At 68.2% G+C, this 3,002-nt stretch carries 4 protein-coding genes; 2 read left to right on the top strand and 2 right to left on the bottom strand.

Features of this window, described 5'->3' with window-relative positions; genetic code table 11:
• Window positions 1-248, top strand: a 248-nt coding sequence (locus Q0Z66_RS12355; RefSeq protein ID WP_298041602.1) for a hypothetical protein, incomplete at its 5' end; no start/stop codon positions are given.
• Complete coding sequence (locus Q0Z66_RS12360; protein ID WP_011867673.1) at window positions 248-865, top strand: hypothetical protein; 618 nt, start codon at window positions 248-250, stop codon at window positions 863-865. The genes Q0Z66_RS12355 and Q0Z66_RS12360, both read left to right, overlap by 1 nt.
• 210 nt (window positions 866-1,075) lie before the next feature.
• On the opposite strand, the gene Q0Z66_RS12365 is transcribed toward Q0Z66_RS12360, so the two are convergent.
• Window positions 1,076-1,741 (bottom strand): response regulator transcription factor, encoded by a 666-nt coding sequence (locus tag Q0Z66_RS12365; RefSeq protein WP_011867674.1) that lies wholly within the window; start codon window positions 1,739-1,741, stop codon window positions 1,076-1,078.
• Window positions 1,738-3,002, bottom strand: a 1,265-nt coding sequence (locus Q0Z66_RS12370) for a histidine kinase (protein ID WP_298041608.1), incomplete at its 5' end; no start/stop codon positions are given. The genes Q0Z66_RS12370 and Q0Z66_RS12365, both read right to left, overlap by 4 nt.

The following is a 3,002-nucleotide window of genomic DNA, read 5'->3' on the forward strand; positions in this document are numbered from 1 at the left end:
CCATCTGGCGGATGGCGCTGCTGGCGCTCGGCTTCACCGTCGGCTACATGATCTTCCGCTGGGGACTCTCGGTGGCGCTCGGCATCTTCAGCAACGTCTGGATCGCCGGAGCCGCCTCGGCGCTCATCGCGTCCTTCATCGTCGCGCCGCAGCTGTTCACGAACCTGGTCTCGAAGATGAAGACGAAGTCGGGCCTCCAGGTGAAGACGACCACTGGTACGCCCGATGCCGAGAGGGGTGACGTCTGATGACGAAGGCGGCGATCACGACCATCGGCGCAGCACTGCTGGCCGCCGCTGCTCTCGCGCTCAGCGGGTGCAGCTACCCCGGCGACGACGAGGACCGCGCCGCGTTCCATGCCGAAGCGCAGGATCCAGTCCCCTCGGCACCGGCTACCGAGCCTACCGAGCCGGAGACCCCGGCCGAGGAGACCGGCGACGAGAGCACCGAGGAAGGCGGCCAGGGCGAGAAGTCGGGCGCAACCGCGGACCTGGGCGTCGAGGACGGGCATGTCCAGTATCTCCGCGCGATCCAGAACTTCTCGCCCGCGCTTGAGCGCTGGGTGCTCGACGAGGAGGCGGGCGAGGTCACCTACGGGATCGTCAACTGCGCCGGCCAGACGAAGTCCGAGGGCGTCGCCACCCTCGAGCGGGTCGACGGCGGCGATGGAGCAGCGTTCGAGGCGACGTGGATCGGCAAGTCGCCGTTGGAGAACGTCGCGGCGGAATCGATACGCGTCGAGATCACCGAGGACACTTTGAAGAACTTCGCGGACGTTGCGACGTCCAGGACCGACATCGAGGCGAGCAACTTCGCTTCGATGTGCGCCGAGGTCGGCGAGACAGCCGCCGACTTCGTCTTCTGAGAATGACCACAAGAACGCCCCCAGATCTACTCCGGGACCTTCTCCGCGCGAGCAGGGTCGGACGCGACTCGGGAACAATGGTGCCGTGGCAGATTTCGACCTCCTCTGCGCGGCGCTTGTCTCCGCCCCGAAGACACCATCGAAGGTCTCGTCGCGGACGTTCCGAAGCTCCGGCACGACGAAGCCTGATCGTCGTCGTCCCGAGAAGATCTAGGCTCGTCCGGCGCGAAGGGCGATGAGGGCTGCTTCTACGCGGTTGCGCGCTTCAGTCTTCCGCAGGATCGCGGAAACGTGCACCTTGACGGTGCCGGGAGCGAGGTGCAGCGCTTTCGCGATCTCAGCGTTCGTCTCTCCTTGGCTGAGCCGGATCAGGATCTCTCGCTCGCGAGCCGTGAGGCGTTCGAAGCGTTCGACGGCGCTCGCGTACTGGGTGTACGTCGTCGAGACGCCGGAGTCGAGCAGACGCCGGGCGACCGAGGGCGAGAAGAACGCTCCGCGACCGGCGACGGCGTGCACACCGGCGATCAGCTGGCGCGGATCGCCGGACTTGAGGACAAACCCGTCTGCGTCGAGCCGGATGGCCTCGGCGATGTAGTCGTCCTCCCCGAACGTGGTGACGAACAGGCAGGGGAGCGCGCTCCCGTCGGAGCGGAGCCGTTGCAGCGCGTCGAGTCCGCTCATCCCGGGCATCTGGATGTCGAAGAGGGCGACGTCGAGACGGTGCGCGTCGATCTTGCGCAGGGCCTCTGCTCCGTCGGCGGCCTGGGCTACGACCTCGATGGCGGGATCGGTGTCGAGGATCCCGACGATGCCGGTCCTCACGAGGGGGTCGTCGTCGGCGACCAGGACTCTGACCGGGGCCTCGGTCGCTGTCATCGTTGTCCTCCTGCGATGTACTCGGTGCTGGAGACCTCGTCCTGCGCGAAGCAGATCCGGTACACGTCCCCGGCAGCGTCGTCAAAGGTGTTCGCGGTCACGGCGTAGTCGTGGCAGTCGTCCGGTCGGTTCTCGCCCCGCCTGGCCGGCAGCTCGTGGCCGGGCAGGATCCGCTCGGTCTCCGCCCGCGCGTCTCCGACGCTGATGCTTGAGAAGGCCCCTGCCGACAGCAGCGCGCGGTGGTTCTGCACCACCGTCAGCGCCTCGACCGCTGCGAGCCCGACGACGACGATCGCCGCGGTCGAGGCGAGAATCAGTCGCTGGCGGAGCTTCGTTCTGCCGGTCGAGCTCTCATCGACGTCTCTCGTCGCCTCCACAGCGCGATCATCGTGCGTGCTCTGCTCCTGACGGCGAGTCGGGAGGACCGCAGAGAGGACGAACGCACTGTCCGTCTTCTCCGCGGCGAGTTCTCCGCCGTGGGCGCGGAGCTCACTTTCCAAAGTGCTCAGGCCCGTGCCCGCTGTGTGCGCGTCGGCAGGAGTCTCGCCGAGGGCGTTCTCGATCTTCAGACGCAGCTCGGCACCGACGTCGGCAGCGGTGATGTCGATCGGGGTGCCGGGAGCGTGCCTGCTTGCGTTCGTGATCGCTTCTTGTAGGACCCTCGTGACCTGCTCGCCTCCGAAGTCCTGCAGCCGCCTGGGTTCCGGCAGTCCTTGCACGGTGATGCGCGCACCGGCTGCGCGGGCCCGGGCCAGCAGTGCATCGACAGATGCTGCGCCCATTGGCAGCACGGGAGCGCCGGATCTGAGGTCGGAGACGGAGTCCCCCAGGCGTTCGACCGCGTGGGCGAGGTCGTTGCGGGCGTGTAAGAGCGAGGTGCGGGCGCTCTCGGGCAGTGCCGGGTCGATCTCGAGCCGTCCGAGATTGAGCGCGACGAGGCTCAACGAGTGGCCGAGGTCGTCGTGCAGCGACTGCGCGAGGGCGAGCCGGTCGGCGGTGGCGCGCTCCTTGAGCTCGGCCAGGCGCTGGACCTGCCGCAGCTCTCGCTCGCGGTCTGCCCTCCGCCCGAGGACGATGTACTGGCGCACGGCGAGACCGATCAGCCAGGGCACACCAGCGCGCATGAGCGCCGGGGGCAACTCCTCCGCGACGTAGAGCCAGTGCCCGTCGAGCCACGTGGCCCGGGCCATGCTCACGACGACCAGCACTGCCAGTCCTCCCAGGCCCGCGCGCGGGCCCCTGGACCAGAGCCCGATTGCGA

The organism is uncultured Microbacterium sp. (assembly GCF_947632095.1).
Lineage (GTDB): Bacteria > Actinomycetota > Actinomycetes > Actinomycetales > Microbacteriaceae > Microbacterium.

What these genes read in the sequence shown, in the direction of transcription:
- Q0Z66_RS12360 (WP_011867673.1), top strand. Translation starts at nt 248, where the DNA reads ATGACGAAGGCGGCGATCACGACCATCGGCGCAGCACTGCTGGCCGCC.
- Q0Z66_RS12365 (WP_011867674.1), bottom strand. Translation starts at nt 1,741, where the DNA reads ATGACAGCGACCGAGGCCCCGGTCAGAGTCCTGGTCGCCGACGACGAC.